This window comes from Pseudomonas sp. I2, assembly GCF_040984075.1.
GTDB classification, from domain to species: domain Bacteria; phylum Pseudomonadota; class Gammaproteobacteria; order Pseudomonadales; family Pseudomonadaceae; genus Aquipseudomonas; species Aquipseudomonas guariconensis_B.
The window spans coordinates 53,189-68,940 of the sequence record NZ_JBCGFQ010000001.1 but is presented as its reverse complement, the minus strand read 5'-3'; the positions used below and the strand labels follow the sequence as shown (position 1 = coordinate 68,940).

General features: G+C 65.1%; 14 protein-coding genes. 5 read left to right on the top strand and 9 right to left on the bottom strand.

The window, feature by feature from the left end; all coding sequences use genetic code 11:
* Window positions 1–23: 23 nt before the first annotated feature.
* From WCE05_RS00300 to metH, 4 genes are all read right to left on the bottom strand, one after another.
* Window positions 24–518: a DUF934 domain-containing protein gene (locus WCE05_RS00300; RefSeq protein WP_225789728.1), complete on the bottom strand. Its 495-nt coding sequence runs from the start codon at window positions 516–518 to the stop codon at window positions 24–26.
* On the bottom strand, window positions 502–2,154 hold the full coding sequence (locus WCE05_RS00295) for a nitrite/sulfite reductase (RefSeq protein WP_225789727.1): 1,653 nt from the start codon (window positions 2,152–2,154) through the stop codon (window positions 502–504). The genes WCE05_RS00300 and WCE05_RS00295 overlap by 17 nt, the downstream gene beginning before the upstream one ends.
* Window positions 2,155–2,776: 622 nt before the next feature.
* The gene (locus WCE05_RS00290) at window positions 2,777–2,995 is read right to left on the bottom strand and encodes a DUF2970 domain-containing protein (RefSeq protein ID WP_225789726.1); all 219 of its coding nucleotides are present in this window, start codon (window positions 2,993–2,995) and stop codon (window positions 2,777–2,779) included.
* A gap of 127 nt (window positions 2,996–3,122) precedes the next feature.
* A complete protein-coding gene (gene metH, locus WCE05_RS00285; protein ID WP_368815249.1) occupies window positions 3,123–6,830 on the bottom strand; it encodes a methionine synthase in 3,708 nt (1,235 codons plus the stop codon).
* Window positions 6,831–6,991: 161 nt separating this feature from the next.
* Here metH and WCE05_RS00280 point away from each other — a divergent pair, with 161 nt between their 5' ends.
* The 5 genes from WCE05_RS00280 to WCE05_RS00260 all read left to right on the top strand — a co-directional run bounded on the left by WCE05_RS00280 (window position 6,992) and on the right by WCE05_RS00260 (window position 12,540).
* Complete coding sequence (locus WCE05_RS00280) at window positions 6,992–9,292, top strand: fatty acid cis/trans isomerase (RefSeq protein ID WP_368815248.1); 2,301 nt, start codon at window positions 6,992–6,994, stop codon at window positions 9,290–9,292.
* A 207-nt stretch (window positions 9,293–9,499) separates the two neighbouring features.
* Window positions 9,500–10,534, top strand: coding sequence for an acyltransferase family protein (locus WCE05_RS00275; RefSeq protein ID WP_368815247.1), 1,035 nt, complete (start codon window positions 9,500–9,502; stop codon window positions 10,532–10,534).
* Between the two features lie 58 nt (window positions 10,535–10,592).
* On the top strand, window positions 10,593–11,177 hold the full coding sequence (gene nfuA, locus WCE05_RS00270) for a Fe-S biogenesis protein NfuA (protein WP_253080340.1): 585 nt from the start codon (window positions 10,593–10,595) through the stop codon (window positions 11,175–11,177).
* A 271-nt stretch (window positions 11,178–11,448) separates the two neighbouring features.
* On the top strand, window positions 11,449–12,054 hold the full coding sequence (locus WCE05_RS00265; RefSeq protein WP_225789721.1) for an SCO family protein: 606 nt from the start codon (window positions 11,449–11,451) through the stop codon (window positions 12,052–12,054).
* A gap of 6 nt (window positions 12,055–12,060) precedes the next feature.
* Window positions 12,061–12,540 carry a copper chaperone PCu(A)C gene (locus WCE05_RS00260; RefSeq protein WP_368815322.1) on the top strand — a complete coding sequence of 160 codons (480 nt, stop codon included), beginning with the start codon at window positions 12,061–12,063 and terminating at the stop codon, window positions 12,538–12,540.
* A 151-nt stretch (window positions 12,541–12,691) separates the two neighbouring features.
* Here the strand turns inward: WCE05_RS00260 and WCE05_RS00255 are convergent, their stop codons facing one another.
* The 5 genes from WCE05_RS00255 to WCE05_RS00235 form a co-directional block, all read right to left on the bottom strand.
* A complete protein-coding gene (locus tag WCE05_RS00255; protein WP_225789719.1) occupies window positions 12,692–12,919 on the bottom strand; it encodes a hypothetical protein in 228 nt (75 codons plus the stop codon).
* 97 nt (window positions 12,920–13,016) lie between these two features.
* On the bottom strand, window positions 13,017–13,850 hold the full coding sequence (locus WCE05_RS00250; RefSeq protein ID WP_368815246.1) for an AraC family ligand binding domain-containing protein: 834 nt from the start codon (window positions 13,848–13,850) through the stop codon (window positions 13,017–13,019).
* Window positions 13,847–14,161, bottom strand: coding sequence for an AzlD domain-containing protein (locus WCE05_RS00245; RefSeq protein ID WP_225789717.1), 315 nt, complete (start codon window positions 14,159–14,161; stop codon window positions 13,847–13,849). The genes WCE05_RS00250 and WCE05_RS00245 overlap by 4 nt, the downstream gene beginning before the upstream one ends.
* Window positions 14,158–14,859: an AzlC family ABC transporter permease gene (locus WCE05_RS00240; protein ID WP_225789716.1), complete on the bottom strand. Its 702-nt coding sequence runs from the start codon at window positions 14,857–14,859 to the stop codon at window positions 14,158–14,160. Before WCE05_RS00240 ends, WCE05_RS00245 begins: the two co-directional genes overlap by 4 nt.
* 179 nt (window positions 14,860–15,038) lie before the next feature.
* Window positions 15,039–15,701 carry a sel1 repeat family protein gene (locus WCE05_RS00235; protein WP_368815320.1) on the bottom strand — a complete coding sequence of 221 codons (663 nt, stop codon included), beginning with the start codon at window positions 15,699–15,701 and terminating at the stop codon, window positions 15,039–15,041.
* Between the last annotated feature and the right edge of the window lie 51 nt (window positions 15,702–15,752).

The window sequence follows — 15,752 nt, the reverse complement described above, 5'->3', positions numbered from 1 at the left end:
CGGGCCGGTGGGGGAGGCATCGATCAGCGGCGGCGGAACAGCGGCAGCGGTTCGTCGGTGGCGGCCTGGTAGGTGACCGAGAAGTCCTTCAGTCCCTGCAGGGCATCTTCCGGGTCTTTGTCGGCACGAATGGCGAAGGCATCGAAGCCGCAGCGGGCCATGTAGAACAACTGGTCGCGCAGCACGTCGCCGATGGCGCGCAGCTCGCCCTTGAACTTGTAGCGGTCACGCAGCAGGCGCGCGTTGGAGTAGTTGCGCCCGTCGGTGAAGGCCGGGAAGTTCAGGGCGATGACCTGGAAGTGCTCGACGTCGTCGCCGATCTCCTCGGCCTCTTCATCGCTGTCCAACCACACGCCCAGGCCGCCGTCGCGGGCCTTGAGGGCGTGGGCATGCTCGCGCCACAGTTGCAGCGGGACGATGTAGTCGTCGCAGTTGGTCAGCTCGTCGAGGGGCGTGTCCTTGGGCAGCAGGTGCCAGGTCTCGTCGACGATCTCGTTGTTCTTAATGATTCGCTGCATAGACGCGTTCCTTGAAAGGGTCGATGCCGATACGCTGGTAGGTGTCGATGAAGCGCTCGTCCTCGGTACGTCGTTCCACGTACACCGAGATCAGCTTCTCGATCACATCGGCCATTTCATCCTGGGCGAAGGACGGGCCGAGGATCTTGCCCAGGCTCGCATCGCGTGCGGCGTTGCCGCCCAGGGAAACCTGGTAGAACTCCTCGCCCTTCTTGTCGACGCCAAGGATACCGATGTGGCCGACGTGGTGGTGGCCGCAGGCATTCATGCAGCCGGAGATGTTCAGGTCGATCTCGCCGATGTCGAACAGGTAGTCCAAGTCGTCGAAGCGACGCTGGATGGATTCGGCGATCGGGATCGACTTGGCGTTGGCCAGGGAGCAGTAGTCGCCACCCGGGCAGCAGATGATGTCGGTCAGCAGGCCGATGTTCGGCGTGGCGAAGCCCAGCTCGCGCAGTTCCAGCCACAGGGCATGCAGTTGGCGCTGCTCGACGTCGGCGAGGATGATGTTCTGCTCATGGGAGGTACGCAGGAAGCCGAAGCTGTAGCGGTCGGCCAGGTCGGCGACGGCGTCGAGCTGCTTGTCGGTCAGGTCGCCCGGGGCAACGCCAGTGGGCTTGAGCGACAGGGTCACGGCAACGTAGCCCGGGCGCTTGTGGGCGCGGGTATTGCGCGAGCGCCAGCGGGCGAAGCCTGGGAATTCCTGGTCGAGGGCGCTGTAGTCGACGTTGTCCAGGGTCAGGTAGGCCGGGTCGACGAAGTGGCGCGAGACGCGCTCGACTTCCGCTTCGGTCAGGGTCGTGCTGCCGCCACGCAAGTGGGCCATCTCGGCCTCGACCTTCTCGGCGAAGACTTCCGGGGTCAGGGCCTTGACCAGGATCTTGATCCGCGCCTTGTACTTGTTGTCACGGCGACCGTAACGGTTGTACACGCGCAGGATGGCGTCCAGGTAGCTGATCAGGTCCTGCCAGGGCAGGAACTCGTTGATGAACGCACCGACCACGGGGGTACGGCCCAAGCCACCACCGACCAGCACGCGGAAGCCCAGCTCGCCGGCCTCGTTGTACACCGGCTCCAGGCCGATGTCGTGCACCTCGATGGCCGCGCGGTCTTCCTTCGAGCCGTTGATGGCGATCTTGAACTTGCGCGGCAGGTAGGCGAATTCCGGGTGGAAGGTGGTCCACTGGCGGACGATCTCGCACCAGGGGCGCGGGTCGATCACTTCATCGGCGGCAACACCGGCGAACTGGTCGGTGGTGGTGTTGCGCAGGCAGTTGCCGCTGGTCTGGATCGCGTGCATCTGCACGGTGGCCAGTTCGGCGAGGATCTCTGGGACGTCTTCCAGCGCCGGCCAGTTGTACTGCACGTTCTGCCGGGTACTGATGTGTGCGTAGCCCTTGTCGTAGTCGCGAGCGATCTTCGCCAGCATGCGCACCTGGGTCGAGTTCAGCTGGCCGTAAGGCACGGCGACGCGCAGCATCGGGGCAAAACGTTGGATATAGAGGCCATTCTGCAGGCGCAGAGGGCGGAATTCTTCTTCGCTCAGCTCACCGGCCAGGTAGCGGCGGGTCTGATCACGGAACTGCTTGACGCGGTCCTCGATGATCCGCTGATCGTACTCGTCGTATACGTACATATAAGTCCTGTCTCAGGCTGCATGCAGCTAATCGCGCGCACGGCCGCGCACTCCGCTTCGGAGCGGGGGAACGATAGCAGTTTGTGTTTATGCGCTAAAGTGATGTTTTTGCATATGAAAAGAACCAATTGGACTAAGTGAGATTGACTGGCATTTGCTGGCGATGATGGCGCGAATGCGGTGCGGGGATGTGGCGGTATCTTTACCGACTGTGGGGCGATTTTCAGCATTACAGCGCCGAAGGTTGGGGGCGCGGGTTTTCCGTGCCCTGGTTGGTCGTCGGTCGTCGATTACCGAAAGCCCCTGCTTGAGAGAAGGGCATTGCTAGGCTTAACTGCTGGAGGTGAAGTGCATTCCCATAACCACTACAAGAGGCAATGCAATGGGAAACTCGACCAAGCTGCGCAAGACTGACAGCACTGTGGATGCCTGGGCGATCCTTTGCCTGATCGTCCTAGTAGTCGTGGCCGCTGTGTATTGGGTCAGCCATCAGTAGCTTTCATTCGCAACGACCTTGATCCAAGCCTGAGCCGCCTGCGGAAGGGATATCCGCAGGCGGGTTGCTCTGGTTCCAGCATTCACGCAAATCTCTGACTGACCGGCAGTGGGACAAGCCGCAGGCCTAGCGCGCAGTCAGGTGCAGCGCCAGTTGCACCAGGCCGATCAGCACGAGGATGAACACCAGGGTGAACAGCGTGCCCAGCACGATGAAGTGGCTGGCCTTGCCATGGGTGAAGTCGCGCGCACGGTTCTTGCCGCTTTGCACGCCGAAGGCCGCGGCGAGGACGCTGTGCAGCATCTGCCAGAAGGTGGGTGGTTTGTCCTGGTCGCGGTCGTCCATGAGTGGCTCCTGATGTCAGAGGCAATCAGGGATAGTGTAGGCAACCCGGGGATTTGGGTGGGCTGTACCGGCCTCTTCGCGGGGCAAGCCCGCGAAGAGGCCAGAATGGCTTGTAAAGAAGCTGGACCTAGCCCTCGTAGCCCAGGTTCGGCGCCAGCCAGCGTTCGCTGACGCTGATGTCCTGGCCCTTGCGCGCGCTGTAGCGCTCGATCTGGTCCTTGTCGACCTTGCCCACGGCAAAGTACTGGGCCTGCGGATGGGCGAAGTACCAGCCGCTGACCGCCGCCGCCGGGAACATGGCGAAGTGCTCGGTGAGGAATACACCACTCGGCCCTTTCTCGCCGATGGCGGTGCCATCGAGCAGGCGGAACAGGGTGGCCTTCTCGGTGTGGTCCGGGCAGGCCGGGTAGCCGGGGGCCGGGCGGATGCCGCTGTATTGCTCCTTGATCAGCGCCTCGTTGTCCAGCTGTTCGTCCTTGGCATAGCCCCAGTATTCCTTGCGCACCCGCTCGTGCAGCCATTCGGCGCAGGCCTCGGCCAGACGGTCGGCGAGGGCCTTGACCATGATCGAGCTGTAGTCGTCGCCCTTGTCCTGGTAGGCCTTGGCCACTTCCTCGGCACCGATGCCGGCGGTGGTGATGAAGCCGCCGATGTAGTCGGTGACACCGCTGTCCTTCGGCGCGACGAAGTCGGCCAGCGACAGGTTGGGCTTGCCGTCGGGCTTGATGGTCTGCTGGCGCAGATGGTGCAGGGTGGCCAGTTTCTCGCCGCCGTCGCCATAGACCTCGATGTCGTCGTGCTCCACCTGGTTGGCCGGCCAGAAGCCGAGCACCGCGCGGGCGCTGATCAGCTTCTCGTCGATCAGCTTGTCGAGCATCTCGCGGGCATCCTTGTACAGCGACGTGGCCGCCTCGCCGACCACTTCGTCGGTGAGGATGCGCGGGAACTTGCCGGCCAGGTCCCAGGAGATGAAGAACGGCGTCCAGTCGATGTACTCGGCCAGCATCCGCAGGTCGATGTCCTCCAGCACCTTGACGCCGGTGAAGGAGGGCACCGCCGGGGTGTAGCCGGCCCAGTCGTACTGGGGCTTGGCGGCGATGGCCTGGTCGTAGCCCAGGCGCTCGGTGCGGGCGCTGCGGTTGGCGGTGCGCTCGCGCACCTGCTGGTATTCCTCGCGGGTCTTCTCGACGAAGCCGGCCTTGAGCTCCTTGGACAGCAACTGGGTGGCCACGCCCACGGCGCGGGAGGCGTCGGTGACGTAGACCACGGCGTCGTTGGAGTACTTGGGCTCGATCTTCACCGCGGTGTGTGCCTTGGAGGTGGTGGCGCCACCGATCATCAGCGGCAGTTCGAAGCCCTGGCGCTGCATCTCGCGGGCGACGTGGACCATCTCGTCCAGCGACGGGGTGATCAGGCCGGACAGGCCGATGATGTCGCACTTCTGCTCGCGGGCGGTCTGCAGGATCTTCTCCGCCGGCACCATCACGCCCAGGTCGACGATGTCGTAGCCGTTGCAACCGAGCACCACGCCGACGATGTTCTTGCCGATGTCGTGCACGTCACCCTTGACCGTGGCCATGAGAATCTTGCCCTTGGCCTCCGGGGTGTCGCCTTTCTCCGCTTCGATGAAGGGGATCAGGTGCGCCACGGCCTGCTTCATCACCCGGGCGGACTTGACCACCTGGGGCAGGAACATCTTGCCGGCGCCGAACAGGTCGCCGACCACATTCATGCCGCTCATCAGCGGCCCTTCGATGACCTCGATGGGGCGCGCGCACTGCTGGCGGCACTCCTCGGTGTCCTCGACGATGTGCGCGGTGATGCCCTTGACCAGGGCGTGCTCCAGGCGCTTGTCGACCGGCATGGCGCGCCAGGCCTCGTCCTCGACTTCCTTGCTGGCGCCGCCGCCCTTGTATTCGTCGGCGATGGCCAGCAGGGCATCGGTGCCTTCCGGGGTACGGTTGAGCACCACGTCCTCGACCCTGTCGCGCAGGGTCGCGGGGATCTCGTCGTAGATCTCCAGCTGGCCGGCGTTGACGATACCCATGGTCAGGCCGTTGCCGATGGCATGGAACAGGAACACCGAGTGGATCGCCTCGCGCACCGGGTTGTTGCCACGGAACGAGAACGACACGTTGGACACGCCACCCGACGACAGCGCGTAGGGCAGGTGGTCGCGGATGTAGGCGCAGGCTTCGATGAAGTCCACGGCGTAGTTGTTGTGCTCTTCGATGCCGGTGGCCACGGCGAAGATGTTCGGGTCGAAGATGATGTCTTCCGGCGGGAAGCCCACTTCATTGACCAGGATGTCGTAGCTGCGCTGACAGATTTCCTTCTTGCGCGCGGCGGTGTCGGCCTGGCCGACCTCGTCGAAGGCCATCACCACCACTGCGGCGCCGTAGCGCTTGCACAGGCGGGCATGGTGCTTGAACTGCTCGACGCCTTCCTTCATGGAGATCGAGTTGACGATGCCCTTGCCCTGGATGCACTTGAGGCCCGCCTCGATCACGTCCCACTTGGAGGAGTCGATCATGATCGGCACGCGGGAGATGTCCGGCTCGCCGGCGATCAGGTTGAGGAAGCGGACCATGGCAGCCTTGGAGTCGAGCATGCCTTCGTCCATGTTGATGTCGATCACCTGGGCGCCGGCCTCGACCTGCTGCAGGGCGACCTCCAGGGCCTCGGTGTAGTTCTCCTCGCGGATCAGCCGGGCGAACTTGGCCGAACCGGTGATGTTGGTGCGCTCGCCGACGTTGACGAACAGCGACTGGCGATCGATGGTGAACGGCTCCAGGCCCGAGAGGCGGCAAGCCCTGGGGATTTCCGGGATCTCACGCGGCTTGTACTTGGCCACGGCCTCGGCGATGGCCTGGATGTGCGGCGGGGTGGTGCCGCAGCAACCGCCGATGATGTTGAGAAAGCCGCTGGCAGCGAACTCCTCGACCACCGCGGCCATTTCCGCCGGGGTTTCGTCGTATTCGCCGAAGGCGTTGGGCAGGCCGGCATTGGGGTGGGCCGAGACATGGGTATCGGCCTTGGTCGCCAGCTCTTCCAGGTAGGGGCGCAGGTCCTTGGCGCCGAGGGCGCAGTTCAGGCCCACGGAGATCGGCTTGGCGTGGCGCACCGAGTTCCAGAACGCCTCGGTGGTTTGTCCGGACAGGGTGCGGCCGGAGGCATCGGTGATGGTGCCGGAAATCATGATCGGCAGCTCGACGCCGTCTTCCTCGAACACCTGCTGCACGGCGAAGATCGCCGCCTTGGCGTTGAGGGTGTCGAAGATGGTCTCGATCAGGATCAGGTCGGCGCCGCCCTCGATCAGGCCACGGGTGGCCTCGGTGTAGTTTTCCACCAGTTCGTCGAAGGTGACGTTGCGGTAGCCCGGGTCGTTGACGTCCGGGGAGATCGAGCAGGTGCGGCTGGTCGGGCCGAGCACGCCGGCGACGAAACGCGGTTTGTCCGGGGTCTCGAGGGTCTTGGCGTCGGCCACCTGGCGGGCGATGCGTGCGCCCTCGACGTTCAGTTCGTAGACCAGCGTCTCCATGCCGTAGTCGGCCTGGGAAATCTGCGTGGCGTTGAAGGTGTTGGTCTCGAGGATATCGGCGCCGGCGTCCAGGTAGGCCTTCTCGATGGCGGCGATGACATCGGGCTGGGTCAGCAGCAGCAGGTCGTTGTTGCCTTTCACGTCGCTTGGCCAATCGGCGAAGCGCGTGCCACGATAGTCGTGTTCCTCGAGGCGGTAACTCTGGATCATAGTACCCATGCCGCCGTCGAGGATCAGTATGCGCTCCTTGAGTGCTTGCTGAAGTGCTTGGAAACGAGCGCTGCGGTCGGACATAGGAACTACCTGGTCGGGCAAATGACAGAGGGTGCGCCATGATAACAAAGGTGCGCGGTTTTTAGACGCATCGCCCGTTTGCATGAATTTCCTTCATGTTCGCGCACCCACTACCCGCCAGGCACATCGTGATGGCTTACAGGAACCAGGACATTCGGCACATGGTGCATCGCTTACTTGCCGGCGCCTTCGCGCTGCTCATCAGCGGCGTGGCGGCGGGGCAAGCCCCGCAATCGAGCCCGGCAATCTCCTACACCCGGGATATCCAACCGATCTTCACCGAGAAATGCGTGGCCTGCCACGCCTGCAACGACGCCGCCTGCCAGCTCAAGCTGGAAAGCCCCGAAGGGGCGGTGCGCGGGGCATCCAAGGTCCCGGTGTACCAGGGCGACCGCAGCAAGGCGGTGCCCACCACGCGCCTGTTCTACGATGCCCACAGCGAGGAGCAGTGGCGCAAGAAGGGCTTCTACTCGGTGCTCGACGGCCAGGGCAGCCAGGCCGCGCTGATGGCGCGCATGCTCGAACTCGGCCACAAGACCCCGCTCACACCCAACGCCAAGTTGCCCGAGGAGATCGTCCTGGGGCTCAACCGTAACAACATGTGCCCATTGCCCCATGAGTTCGACGCCTATGCCGGCGCCCATCCCAAGGAGGGCATGCCCCTGGCGGTCACCGGCCTGACCGACGCCGAGTACCAGACCCTGCAGCGCTGGCTGGCGGCCGGTGCTCCGGTCGAATACCAGCCGATCCAGCCCAGCGCGGCCGAGGCCAGGCAGATCGCCGAGTGGGAGGAGTTGCTCAACCGCCCGGGCTCTACCGAGGCCCTGGTCGGCCGCTGGCTGTACGAGCACCTGTTCCTTGCCCACATCTATTTTGTCGGTGGCGAGCCGGGCCACTTCTTCCAGTGGGTGCGCTCGCGCACGCCGAGCGGCCAGCCGGTCGACGTGATCGCCACCCGCCGGCCCAATGACCCGCCGGGGACAGACTTCTACTACCGCCTGGTCCCGGTGCAGGGCGTGATCGTGCACAAGACCCACATCACCTACCCGATGGGGCCGCAGAAGCTCAAGCGGGTCAAGCAGCTGTTCTACAGCGGCGACTGGCACGCCACTTCGTTGCCCGGCTATGGCCCGCGTCACCGCGCCAACCCGTTCGAAACCTTCGAGGCGATCCCGGCGGTGGCGCGCTACCAGTTCATGCTGGACAACGCCGAGTACTTCGTGCGCACCTTCATCCGTGGCCCGGTGTGCCGCGGCCAGATCGCCACCGACGTGATCCGCGACCACTTCTGGGCACTGTTCCAGGAGCCGGCCTACGATCGCTATGTCACCGATGCCCGCTACCGTGGCGAGGCCACGCCACTGCTGGCCATGCCGGGGCAGATCGACGACGTCGGCAGCGTGCTGACGCTCTGGCACGCCTACCGCGACAAGCGCAACGCCTATGAGACTCTGCGCCGCGAGGCCTACGCGCAGATGCCGGCGCCGAGCTGGTCGACCCTGTGGGCGGGCAACGACAATGCGCTGCTGACCATCTTCCGCCACTTCGACAGTGCCTCGGTGAGCAAGGGCCTGATCGGTGACGTACCCTTGACCGTCTGGCTATTCGACTACCCGTTGTTCGAGCGCACCTACTACCAGTTGGCGGTCAATTTCGACGTGTTCGGCAACGTCTCGCACCAGCTGCAGACGCGTCTGTACTTCGACCTGATCCGCAATGGCGCCGAGGTCAACTTCCTGCGCCTGATGCCCGCCGACCAGCGCGGCGCGATCCTCGGCGACTGGTACCAGAACAGCGGCAAGGTGAAGATGTGGCTCGACTACGAGGACATCGATACCAGCACCCCGAGCGCGCTCAAGTTGGACGAGCACGACCCCAAGCGCGACTTCGGCCTGAAACTGTTGCAGCGTACCGGCAGCCTCAATGCCGCGCCCGACCCGATCAACCGCTGCCAGGGCGCCTATTGCTCGCGGCCGGGGTTGGCGTCGGAGTTCCGTGACGCCGAGCAGAGCCTCAGCCGCCTGGTGTCGCGCCCGGCCGCAGGCTTGAAGGTGATCGGCCAACTGCCCGAGGCGACCCTGCTGCGCATCGAAGGGCAGGGCGGCCAGCGCCAGGTCTACAGCCTGCTGCGCAACCGCGCGCACAGCAACGTCGCCTTCCTGCTCGGCGAGGCCTACCGCTACCAGCCGGGCCTGGACACCCTGACGCTGTACCCGGGCGTGCTCAGCAGCTACCCCAATTTCATCTTCAACATCCCCACCCGCGATGTGCCGGAGTTCGTCGAAGACATAGAGGCGGCCCGTGACGACCAGGGCAAGTTCGAGACCCTCGTCGAGCGCTGGGGCGTGCGCCGTAGCCATCCGCAGTTCTGGCGTTACTTCCATGACCTGAACCGCTACATCCAGGAGACCGACCCGGTGGAGGCAGGCGTGCTGGACATGAACCGCTACGAGAACCTTTGATCGGTCGCCGGGAAGGGCGCCTGACCTTTCCCGGCATCCTGCGGTCCCACGCACGGGCGGTCCCGCTTGGAGCTGCCTGGCCTGTGGGAGCGCCCGCTGAGGAACGGCGCTCCCCCCTGTGAGGCGAGCTTGCCCGCGAGCGCGTGCGAGGCACGTGCCAGGCGATGAAAGCGGGGCCTGAATGCACCAGAAAACGCAGGGCAATCCATGCTGTATTCGCTTCAGGCACTACGGGCGTTCGCCGCCTGGGTGGTGGTCTGCCACCATTTCATGCAGATCTTCTTCGACTTCCATGCCACCGGCCCCATCGGCCGACTGTTCAGCCACCGCGGCGCGGTAGGCGTCGATATCTTCTTCGTCATCAGCGGGATGGTGATCTACCTCTCGACCCGCGACAAAGCGGTCGCCCCTGGGCAGTTCCTGCTCAACCGGGTGTTGCGTATCGTCCCGGCCTACTGGTTCTACACCTTGCTCATGGCCTTGCTGTTGCTCGCCGCCAGCCGTTGGATGCCGCACCAGGTGTTCGAATGGCAGCACCTGCTGCTGTCGCTGCTGTTCATCCCCGCCGAGAACCCAGGAGGCTACGGGCTGTACCCGACCCTCAATGTGGGCTGGACGCTCAACTTCGAGATGTTCTTCTACCTGCTGTTCGGCCTGGCCTTCCTGGTGCGCCAGCGCCATCACCTGGTGCTGGTCAGCGCCGCGTTGCTGCTGGTCAGCGAGGTGCTGGGGCGCCTGGGCGTGCTCAGCCGCTTCTACAACAACGACATCATCTACGAGTTCCTGCTCGGCATCGGCCTGGGCGTGCTGTACCGTCGCGGCATGATCCCCGAAGGGCTGTGGCTGCCCCTGGCGGTGCTGGCGGCGGCAGGCTTTGCGCTCTATCACCTGGACGCCTCGATGCGGCTGCTGCATTGGGGCCTGCCCAGCGCCCTGGTGGTGTTCGCGTTCGTGGCCCTGGAGCCCTGGTTCCGGGGCAACCGGGTGCTCAAGGCACTGGGCGACTGTTCCTACTCGGTGTACCTGATCCATGTGCTGGTGCTCTATGGCGGGTGGTTCGCCAGCCGACGCCTGGGGCTGGACCCCTACCTGGCGTTCGCCTTCTGCGTGCCGCTCATTGGCCTGATGTCGTGGCTCAGCTACCACTGGCTCGAGCGCGGCCTGTACCGGCGACTGCAGGCCTGGTTCGCGGCGCGGCCTGGGCAACGCCAGGCGCTGGCGCTTTCCCGAGTCAAATACTAGGACTTTGTTCAGGCGCCAGCTTGGCGTACACTTGCCGGCAAGTCTGTGAGGAACTTCCATGAGCGCTATAACCATTACCGACGCCGCCCATGATTACCTGGCCGATCTGCTGTCCAAGCAGAACACCCCGGGTATCGGCATCCGTATCTTCATCACCCAGCCGGGCACCCAGTACGCCGAAACCTGCATCGCCTACTGCAAGCCGGGCGAGGAAAAACCCGATGACACCGCCGTGGGCCTGAAGAGCTTCACCGCCTACATCGATGCGGTCAGCGAGCCCTTCCTCGAGGACGCGCTGGTCGACTACGCCACCGACCGCATGGGCGGCCAGCTGACCATCAAGGCGCCGAACGCCAAGGTGCCGATGGTCAACGAGGACAGCCCGCTCAACGAGCGGATCAACTATTACCTGCAGACCGAGATCAACCCGGGCCTGGCCAGCCACGGCGGCGCCGTGAGCCTGGTCGACGTGGTCGAAGACGGCATCGCCGTGCTGCAGTTCGGTGGCGGTTGCCAGGGCTGCGGCCAGGCCGACGTCACCCTCAAGGACGGCATCGAGCGCACCCTGCTCGAGCGTATTCCCGAGCTCAAGGGCGTGCGTGACGTGACCGACCACAGCAACAAGGAAAACGCCTACTACTGATCGGCAGGCGACAGGCGTTTGTCATGTGGGGCGCTTCGTGCCCCAAGATGGCAAGCGCCGCTTGACCGACTGGCACCTGACCGCGTCTTCATCTAGCAACAAACTGTTACCGATTCAACCCCTGCGACAACAGGCCGCAGCCCGTATTCAAAGGCCTGCAGGCCGATGCCCCATTCGTCGGGTAGAAGACCCGCGGGTGTCATGCCAGAATGCCCCGGTTTTTCGCTGGCCTGTCCCAAGGGCCGGCACCTTCCCTGTAAAGGATGGTTCCATGACTGATCTACTGACCCGGCGTGCTGTCGTCGCCGGGATGGGCGTTCTGGGGCTTGGCCTGCTGGCGGGCTGCAGCCCGGCCCGGGGGCTCGAGTTCAAGTATGGCAAGAACATGAGCAACGAGATCCTCGGGCGCAAGTTCCGCCTGAAGGACACCCAAGGCAACGAGCGCACCCTGTCGAGCTTCTACGGCACGATGCCGATGATCTTCTTCGGTTTCACCCAGTGCCCGGCGGTGTGCCCGACCGCCCTGGCGCGCGCGGTGCAGATCAAGAAGCTGATGGGGCGCGATGCCGGCTTCCTGCAGGTGGTGTTCATCACCCTGGACCCGGAGCGTGACACCCCCGAGGTGCTCGATGCCTACGTCAAGGCCTTCGACCCGTCGTTCACCGCCCTGACGGGCACCCCGGAGGAAATCGCCGAGGTGGCCAAGGAGTTCAAGGTGTTCTACGAGAAGGTGCCGGCCGGCGACACCTACACCATCTCCCATTCGTCCACCAGCTACGTCTACGATTCCCGTGGCACCCTGCGCCTGAGCCTGGGTCATTCCCTGAACGCCAAGGAATGCAGCGAAGACCTGCTCACCCTGATGGAGATCTGCTAAATGGCAATTTCGATGCAACCGATCAAGCGCGGCCTGGCCGCCCTGGCCTTGATGGGCCTGGCCCTGCCGGCCCTGGCCGAAACCACCGTGAGCGACGCCTGGGTCCGCGCCAGCGTGCCGCACCAGCAGTCCACCGGTGCGTTCATGACCCTGACCGCGAGCAGCGACAGCAAGCTGGTGGGCGTGGCCTCGACGGTCGCCAAGACCGTGCAGATCCACGAAATGACCATGGATGGCGACGTGATGGGCATGCGGGAAGTCAAGGCCATCGAGCTGCCTGCCGGCAAGGCCGTGAGCCTGGATCCGAGTGGGTACCACGTGATGCTGATGGGCTTGAACAAGCAGGTCAAGGAAGGCGAGCAGGTGCCGCTGACCCTGACCATCGAGGACGCCAAGGGCGCCAAGCAAACCTTGCAAGTGCAGGCCCCGGTACGCCCGCTGACCGAAGGCGCCGGCCACGGTCACGACCACGCGCACATGCACTGACCTCCCACCTCGCCCGGGGCTGCTGCGCAGCCCATTCGCGGCGGCCCGGCAAGCCCACTCCTCAAAGCCCACGTCGACCACGCACGATACGGCCTGCAGGTTCGTGTGGGAGCGGCCTTGCGTTGCGAAAGGGCCGCAAAGCGGCCCCCATTCAGCTACGAAACCGCGGCAACGGTCGTTCGATCGACAGCGATGTCAGGGTCTTGCGCAGCTGGGCTTCGTCGGCTTCCAGGGCCTTGAGGCTTGCGCGGATCTTGCCAGCGGCGGGCACGTCGCCCTGCCGGTCGATCCAGTCGGCGATCTCCTTGCAGGCGCTGCTCAGGCAGGCTTGGCGCTGGTTCATCAGCGTCAGGAGGGTGGTGAGCTCTCTTTCGGACATGGCAGGATCCTCCATTCAGCCTTGTCAGTGTAGCAGCGGCCGGGCAGCTTGCCTGGGGCCAACTGCCGCACGGTGCCAGCGCCGCTGGCGACTGCCGTCACGGCTGCAGGCAGGCTTGCCGATAGGCCCCCGGCGTCACCCCATAGGCTTGCTTGAACTGCCGGTTCAGGTGGCTCTGGTCGGCGAATCCCAGGGCGAAGGCCACGTCCGAGGCGGGCAGGCCGCTCTTGAGGAACTCCCGGGCGCGGGCCAGGCGTCGCTGCTTGAGCCAGGCATGCGGCGGCAGGCCGGTGGCCTGGCGGAATACCCGGGCGAAATGGAAGGGCGAGAGGTTCACGGCACTGGCCAGGGCTTCCAGCGAGGGCGGGTCGGCCAGTTGGCTTTCCAGCAATTCCCGAGCGCGGGCCACGGCCAAGGGCTCGTTGCCCGGCGCGGGCGCCTCGGCGCAATGGCCGTGGCGCTGCACCAACGCCAGTACGGCATGGCGCCAGGCCGTCTGCTGCTCCAGGGCGCTGGCGCCAGACTCGGAGAGCTGGTGCAAGTGGCTGAAGGCCGCGGCCAGGGCCGGGTCCTGGATCACGCTCTGCTTGAAGTGGGGCATGCCGCGGCGGCCCAGCTCCAGCTCCTTCAACACGCCAGTGACCCGCTCATGCTCCGGATAGAAGCCGCGATAACGCCAGCCTGCTTCATGGGCGGTGGCCCCGGTGTGCAGTTCATCGGGGTTGATCAGCACCATGCTGCCGACCGGTGCCAGGTGCTCGCTGCCACGGTGCCAGAAGCGCTGGGCGCCGGACTCGATCACGGTGAACACATAGCCTTCATGCACGTGCGGGGCGAAACGCTGCTGGAAATACCGCGCATGCAGCATTTCCACGTCGCCCAGGGCCGGTGCCTGCCAGAGATGGGTCTGTTCGCGCAGGGATGTGCTCATGCCAGCCAACTGCGCAGGAGAAAGAAAATCAGCATGCTCGCCAGCATGCTCAGCAATACGCTGCGGGTCAACAGCACCAGGCCGATAGCGACCAGCGCGCCGAGCAGGTAGGGGTTGCCCGGGCTCAGGTCGAGCTGGTGGCCGGGCAGGAAGATGATCGGCCCGCAGATCGCGGTGAGCATGCCAGGCACGGCAAAGCCAAGGAACTGCCGGGCATTGGAGCTCAGGCGCAGCGGCAGGCGCGGCTCGAGGAAGGCGTAGCGATTGAGGAACACCACAGCGCCCATGGCGAAGATCAGCAACCAGGTCATGGGCGGGCTCCCGAGAGTTTCTGGCAGACGAAGCCGGCCGCCATGCCCAGCAGGCCGGCGGCGACCAGGGCGGTTTCCCAGTGCCAGTAGCTGAACAGCACCGAACAGAACAGCGACACTGCCACGCAGACCAGCGTCGGCAGGTTGCGCACCAGCGGGGCGATCAGCGCGACGAAGGTGGCGACGATGGAAAAATCCAGGCCCAACCGATCCAGGTGCGGGATGTTCTGGCCGAGGACGATGCCGGCCAGGGTGAACAGGTTCCAGGCGACGTAGAACGTCAGGCCGACCCCCAGGGCGTACCAGCGGTTGAATTGCTGCTGGTCGTACTGGCTGGTCAGGGCGAAGAATTCGTCGGTGAGCAGGAAGCCCAGCCCCAGCCGCCAGCGCAGCGGCTGGCCGGACAGCACCGGGCGCATGGACAGGCCGTAGAGCAGGTGCTGGGAGGTCAGCAGCAAGGTAGTCAGCAGGATCGACAGCAGGTTGGCGCCGCCCTTGAGCATACCGATCGCCACCAGTTGTGCGGCGCCGGCGAAGACGATGGCGGACAGCCCTTGGCCTTCCCAGGGGCTGAGTTTGGCTTCGATGGCCATGGAGCCGGCGAGCAGGCCCCAGGGCGCGACGGCCAGGGACAGGGGCAGGATGGCGACGGCGCCGTGGAGGAAGGCTTGGCGAGCGATGGGCGGACTGCTGGGCATGGTGGCGGCGATGAGTCGACAGGGAAGGGCAGCATGCCAGAGGCGCAAGGGGCGTGGCTTGAATGATCTTGCTCTGCTTGCGAGGGCTGTTCGCTGCGATGCTGTTCAACGCTATTGGGGGGCTGCAAAACAGCCCCAAATGCAGCACAACCGACTGACCTTGGGGGCTAGCGAAGCCCCTAGTGGCTGCTGGTCAGCCGCTGCTGGGCTGCGGCGCAGCCGTTGATCTCCACGGCTTTTTGCAGCAGTACCTGGCGATGCTGCGGATCGAGGTCGCCGAGCAGGCGGTAGACTTCGGCCTGGTAGTCGCGCTGGCGCCCCCATTGCATCTCCAGCCCCTGCGGTTGGCTGCGGTTACAGGCCAGGCGCACCGCCGGTTGCGGGTAGTAGGGCGCATACAGGGTGGCCATGCCGGGGATCGCCTCCAAGGCATCGCGATAGGCGGGGCTGGCGTTGTAGGGCGGGCACCAGGTGGCGATCGCCGGCGCCGGCGGCGCGAAGCCCTGCTTGAGACTGGCCTGCAGCAATGGGCAGGCTGCATCGGGAATCTGTGCGGCCGGCAGGTAGGTCATGTAGTACAGGGCCAAGCGGTACTGAGCCACCGGGTGGCCAAGCGCTACTGATTTCTTGAGCAGCGCCACGGCCGTAGGCAGGGTCCTGGCCATGGCCTGGCCTTGGCGGCTGAGCTCCGGATCGCTGTCGACGGCGGTACGCAGGGTGCTGGCGCTGTCGTCCTGGGCGTCGGCCTGTTCGAGCAGGGGCAAGGCCTGGCGATAGAGCAGGTCGGCATGTGGATCGATCTGCACCTCCAGCGCGTGGGCGCCGAGCGGTGCGAGGGCCATGAGCAAGGGCGGCAGGAGCGCGGCACGACTCACGGGCAGACCTCGGTGGCG